The 5813-nt window shown below is 59.5% G+C and carries 2 protein-coding genes, 1 tRNA gene and 3 pseudogenes; all 6 read right to left on the reverse strand.

From position 1 onward, the window contains the following. A pseudogene (locus tag ACEW8Q_RS13750) lies at nucleotides 1–208 on the reverse strand (GTP 3',8-cyclase MoaA); the annotation flags it as partial. 81 nt (nucleotides 209–289) lie between these two features. Further along, nucleotides 290–746 (reverse strand): annotated as a pseudogene (locus ACEW8Q_RS13755) (molybdopterin-dependent oxidoreductase); the annotation flags it as partial. A gap of 401 nt (nucleotides 747–1147) precedes the next feature. After that, complete coding sequence (locus tag ACEW8Q_RS13760) at nucleotides 1148–2176, reverse strand: site-specific integrase (protein ID WP_373504629.1); 1029 nt, start codon at nucleotides 2174–2176, stop codon at nucleotides 1148–1150. 99 nt (nucleotides 2177–2275) lie between these two features. After that, a tRNA-Val gene (locus ACEW8Q_RS13765) sits at nucleotides 2276–2351 on the reverse strand. 299 nt (nucleotides 2352–2650) lie between these two features. Next, the gene (lon, locus tag ACEW8Q_RS13770; RefSeq protein ID WP_373504630.1) at nucleotides 2651–5089 is read right to left on the reverse strand and encodes an endopeptidase La; all 2439 of its coding nucleotides are present in this window, start codon (nucleotides 5087–5089) and stop codon (nucleotides 2651–2653) included. A 185-nt stretch (nucleotides 5090–5274) separates the two neighbouring features. Beyond that, nucleotides 5275–5813 (reverse strand): annotated as a pseudogene (locus tag ACEW8Q_RS13775) (ATP-dependent Clp protease ATP-binding subunit ClpX); the annotation flags it as partial.

The following is a 5813-nucleotide window of genomic DNA, read 5'->3' on the forward strand; positions in this document are numbered from 1 at the left end:
CCTTCTTGATGAAGGCGCTGCACACCCGGTCGAGTTCCTCGAGCGAGAGCAGATCCTTCTTCGGCAGGAAGGTCATGTCCTCCGCCATGCAATAGACACAGCGGAAGTCGCAGCGGTCCGTCACCGACACGCGGAGGTAGGAGACATGCCGGCCGAAGGGATCGACGAGTCGGCCTTGCGCAGGTGCAAGTGATGGAGGCTGGAACATCTGATTCATCTCACGGTGTTCCCTGTTTCCAATGTCCGAGGAAATGCGGCCCGGCAATTCTGCCGGGCCACTCGCTGCTGCTTACGACGCGACGTAGTCCCACGACTTGAACGACATCGCCCTGACCGAGGCCGGCGCATCCGAAATCTTCCGGATGTTGGCCCAAGTCTGTTTGTAGTTCGGCAGGATCAGTTCGTTGACACCCGCATTGATGACGTTGCCCTGCGTGCCGCTGGGTGCACCAAACAGCATGAAGGTTTCGCTGCGCTTCGGCGCGCAGAACCCGCTCGAGATGCTGGGCAAGCCCGGCGGCGATCAGGCAGTCCGGCCTCGATGATCCCGGCCCGTCCATGTATTTCTCGACAAGCCGCATGCGGCGCTCGCCGTTCATGGAGGTCAAGTTCATCTCGCCCGACTCGACCGCTGGCAGGATCACGTGAGCCGCCTGTCCGATTTGGCTGTGGATGATGTCTACGTTCACCGAGAACAATCCACCGGCCTCGATCGCGCCAACGATGGCATCGATCAATTCTTCACGCGTTGCCCCGGCACGCGCAACCTCCCCAGAAACGGCCACCGTGATCCCATGATGCCCGATTGAATATTCTCCGCACGAATTTGTCGCGCTGATTGATGGGCAAGATCACGTCTCTAGGCGGTCGCCGTGGCCTTCATATTGCTTTGAGACTACTGGAATACCCATAGCCTGAAGGAAGCCCAAGGCGGCCTTGAAGCTTCGGGTTACGAGCTGGAATTCAGCCCAATCAGTGGCTTGCCTGTACCAATCCAATTGCAGCCTCAGTCTCCTGGAATACGGTAGTGGTAGGAGTATACAAGACAGGTAACTTTAGGGTTACTCTACGTACACTTACATTACTCACTCCTTTTCTATATAACCTTTATATATCAGTATCTTAATGAAATACTCCCCCGTGAATATCACCGCTCACCTCTTCGCTCTTGGGAATGGGCTCGGTCCAACTGCTCCAACACCCGACGATTCTGGGGATGAGAATAACGAAACAGCATGCGCATGTCGCGATGGCCGCTGAGCAGGGCCACCTCGGGCATTGTCAGGCCGATCTCGAAGAACCGGCTGATGGCTTCATGCCGGAGATCGTGGAAATGCAAGTCTTCGATGCCTGCCCGCTTGACCAGCCGCTCCCATGCCAGCCGGAGCGCATTGGCCGTGGTGGGAAATATCCTGCCTTTGTGAGCCTTGACCTGGCGGCCTTCAAGTTGCCAGAGATGGTCAATCGCTCCGAGAGTCAAAGGGATAGACCTCGGGTGGCCGTTCTTGGCCCGTGGTATGCTCAGGACACGGTTCTGTGCGTCCAGGTGGCCCCAAGTGGCCGCGAGGATTTCCGAACGCCTGAGGCCCGTTTCCAAGGCAAACAGGATGATAGGAAGGACCAAGCAATTCTTCGTCTTTGCTGCGGCTTCGACAAGCTTTTCAAGCTCACCGTCTTTCAACCTCCGCTCTCGCCTGTTGCTTTCGCTCACAATCTTCAGCTTCCGGATTGGGTTTTCCCTGATTGGCAGGCCCCATTCTTCCTTTGCAACCTCGTACAGGTTCTGGATCGGACACAGCATGCGTTGCAGGCTTCGAGGTTTCACCTCCTGGAGGCGTTCGTCCCGATAGCGGGCAAAGTCCCCCTGCCCTAATTCGCTGAGCGTCCTAGAGCAGATGGGATGCCGCAGGAAGGCATTGAGAACCAGCGTTTCACTTTTTGCAGACCGCTTACGGGGTGTGATGGTGTCTCGATATCGGATGACCAGCTCGCCAAGGGTGATCCGCTCTAGCTGCCTAGGGTCCTCCGGAAGGGCCTTGCGGTCAATCTCCAGTTCCGTTTGTCTGGACCAGGCTTCCGCGTCTTTGCGCTGGATGAAACTCTTTACGACAGGACGGCAATTCTTGCGCCTGACCTGGACCTGCCACTTGCCTCTGTGTTTGCGGATCGTCGCCATCGAAAATCTCCTCAGTGTGACCACGTTGTGACCATTGAGAAGATTGGAATTCTGGGGCCTGGATGGTGCCACCTAATCTTTTGTTCTACTTAACAAAAGTGGTGGGCGATGAGAGACTCGAACTCCCGACATCTTCGGTGTAAACGAAGCGCTCTACCAACTGAGCTAATCGCCCGCCCGGGCCTGCTGTAGCGCCCGCGCGCGGGACTTGCAATGGGCAACAAAAACCCCGTGCGATTTCTGAGGGCGCACGGGGCGAATGTGTTTGAATGGTCCTGATTAGCGCTGCCTGATCGCCATCTCCCGCTGCCGTTGATCCGCCCGATACGCTGTACTCAACACCGGCCATGTGACGGTGATTCGACGGGAATTTCAAGTCTTCGCTTGTGCAGCAATTGCGTGTTCGCAGCCCAAAAGCAATGGGCGGGAGATTGGCTCTCCCGCCTCTGTTCGTTTCGTGTTTTGGCGCCCCGCTCAGTGGGCGCGGGCCGTGCTCTCGCCGGACTTTCCGGCTTCGGCGCGGGCGGCCGCCGCGGCTTCCTCGGCCACCTCGTCCCACTCGATCGGCTCCGGCATCCGCACGAGGGCGTGCTTCAGCACGTCGTCCATGATGGACACCGGGATGATCTCGAGACCGGACTTCACGTTCTCCGGAATCTCGGCCAGGTCCTTGGTGTTCTCTTCGGGGATCATCACCTTCTTGATCCCGGCGCGGAGAGCTGCCAGCAGCTTCTCCTTGAGGCCGCCGATGGGCAGCACGCGGCCCCTCAGCGTGATCTCGCCGGTCATCGCCACGTCCCTGCGGACGGGAATGCCCGTCATCACCGAGACGATGGCCGTCACCATGGCGATGCCCGCGGACGGGCCATCCTTCGGCGTCGCGCCTTCCGGCACGTGCACGTGGATGTCGCGCTTGTCGAACACCGGCGGCTTGACGCCGATGGTGGCCGCGCGGCTGCGCACGTAGGACGAGGCTGCCGAGATCGACTCCTTCATCACGTCGCGCAGGTTGCCCGTCACCGTCATCTTGCCCTTGCCCGGCATCATGAGCGCTTCGATCGTCAGGATCTCACCGCCGACTTCCGTCCAGGCGAGGCCCGTGACGACGCCCACCTGATCCTCGCGCTCCGCCTCGCCGTGGCGATACTTCTGAACGCCAAGGTACTGGTTGACGACTTCGGGCGTCACCTTGATCTTCTTCCTGGACTTCGTCGTCATGAGTTCCTTCACGGCCTTGCGGCACAGCGAATTGATCTCACGCTCGAGCGAGCGCACGCCGGCCTCCCGCGTGTAACGGCGGATGACCTCGTAGAGCGCCTCCTCGGTGATCTCAAACTCCTTGGCCTGAAGACCGTGATGCTCCATCGACTTCGGCACCAGATGGCGCTTGGTGATCTCGAGCTTCTCTTCTTCCGTGTAGCCCGCGATCCGGATGATCTCCATGCGGTCGAGAAGGGCCGGCGGAATGTTGAGCGTGTTCGACGTCGTCACGAACATCACGTTCGAGAGGTCGTACTCGACCTCGAGATAGTGGTCCATGAAGGTCGCGTTCTGCTCGGGATCGAGAACCTCGAGAAGTGCGGCAGAGGGATCGCCACGGAAGTCCATGCCCATCTTGTCAATCTCGTCCAGCAGGAAGAGCGGGTTCGCCTTCTTCGCCTTCTTCATCGACTGAATGACCTTGCCGGGCATCGAGCCGATGTAGGTGCGGCGGTGTCCGCGGATCTCGGCCTCGTCACGAACGCCACCCAGCGACATGCGGATGAACTCGCGGCCCGTGGCCTTGGCGATCGACTTGCCGAGCGACGTTTTGCCAACGCCGGGAGGCCCGACGAGGCACAGGATGGGCCCACGCAGCTTGTTGGTGCGGCTCTGCACGGCAAGATACTCGAGGATGCGCTCCTTCACCTTGTCGAGGCCAAAGTGATCGCTGTCGAGCACGCCTTCGGCAAAGCCCAGGTCATGCTTGACCTTGCTCTTCTGGCCCCACGGGATGCCCAAGAGCCAATCGAGGTAGTTGCGCACGACGGTGGCTTCCGCCGACATCGGGCTCATGTTGCGCAGCTTGCGCATCTCGGCCGTGGCCTTCTCGCGGGCTTCCTTCGAGAACTTGGTGTTCTTGACCTTTTGCTCGAGTTCGCCCACTTCGTCGCGCTCTTCGCCGTCGCCCAGTTCCTTCTGAATGGCTTTCATCTGCTCATTCAAATAGTACTCGCGCTGGGTCTTCTCCATCTGGCGCTTGACGCGGCTGCGGATGCGCTTTTCGACCTGGAGCACGGAAATCTCGCCTTCCATCACGGCAAAGGCTTTCTCAAGCCGGGCCTGGACGGACTGCATTTCGAGAATTTCCTGCTTCTCGGTGATCTTGATGGCGAGGTGGGCGGCAATCGTATCGGACAGCTTGGCAAGATCGGTGATCTGGCCAAGGGTGGCGAGGATTTCCTGCGGCACCTTCTTGTTGAGCTTCACATAGCTTTCGAACTGCGAAATGGCGGTGCGGGCCAGCGCCTCGGTTTCCTGCTCGTTGGTGATGATGTTGGGCAGCAGCTTCACTTCGGCTTCGAAATAGTCGGCATGGGCGGTGAAGCGTTCCACCTTGGCGCGCTCGGTGCCTTCGACCAGCACCTTCACGGTGCCATCGGGCAATTTCAAAAGCTGCAGGACCTGGGCCAGCGTGCCCACTTCGTAGATCGCGTCAATTGACGGATCATCATCAGCCGGGTTCTTCTGGGCGACGAGCAGGATGCGCTTGTCCTCGCGCATCACTTCCTCAAGAGCCTTGATGGACTTCTCACGGCCCACGAACAACGGCACGATCATGTGGGGGAAAACCACGATGTCGCGGAGCGGCAGGACCGGGAGGGTTTCTGCGCTGCCTGGGGTTGCCGGGGTCTTTGAAACTTTGGTCGTCATTTTTATTCCTTTCGCGGGTTTGGCCGCTTGTTTCGACCGCCCCCGGGAACTGGGCTGCGGTCTACTTGCGCCTTCGGGCCAATTCTTGCGTTACACACGAAACAGCCCGAACCAATAGGTTAAAAGTGGAGGTCCGGGGTTAACTTTTCAATGGCCAAAAAGAACGCCATTTTTCGGCACCTTAATCAGGCGGAAGCAGGCGCCAGCTTGGCGTTGCCCTGCTTTTCGCGGTCGGCATAGATCAGCAGGGGCTTGGCGTCGCCATCAACCACTTCCTTGGAAATTACCACCTCTTCCACCCCGTTCATGGTGGGAAGGTCAAACATGGTTTCCAGGAGGATCAGTTCCATGATGGAGCGCAGGCCGCGGGCCCCGGTCTTGCGCTCGATGGCGCGGCGGGCGATGGAGCGGAGCGCTTCCTCCGGGAAGGTGAGCTTCACACCCTCCATCTCGAACAGGCGCTGGTACTGCTTGATCAGGGCATTCTTCGGCACGGTCAGGATCTGGATGAGGGCGGCCTCGTCCAGGTCTTCGAGCGTGGCGATCACCGGCAGGCGGCCGACGAATTCCGGGATGAGGCCGAAACGGAGCAAATCCTCAGGCTCAAGATCGCGCAGCATGGCGCCGGTGCGGCGGTCGTCCACGGATTTCACTTCGGCGCCGAAGCCGATGCCGGAACCCTTGCCGCGCTGGTTGATGATGCGTTCGAGGCCGGCGAAGGCGC

The sequence above is a fragment of the Aestuariivirga sp. genome (assembly GCF_041738905.1).
Taxonomy (GTDB): domain Bacteria; phylum Pseudomonadota; class Alphaproteobacteria; order Rhizobiales; family Aestuariivirgaceae; genus Aestuariivirga.

Excerpts from the sequence above, each read along its gene's own strand:
- ACEW8Q_RS13760 (WP_373504629.1), bottom strand. The coding sequence starts at position 2,176 with ATGGCGACGATCCGCAAACACAGAGGCAAGTGGCAGGTCCAGGTCAGG.
- lon (WP_373504630.1), bottom strand. The coding sequence starts at position 5,089 with ATGACGACCAAAGTTTCAAAGACCCCGGCAACCCCAGGCAGCGCAGAA.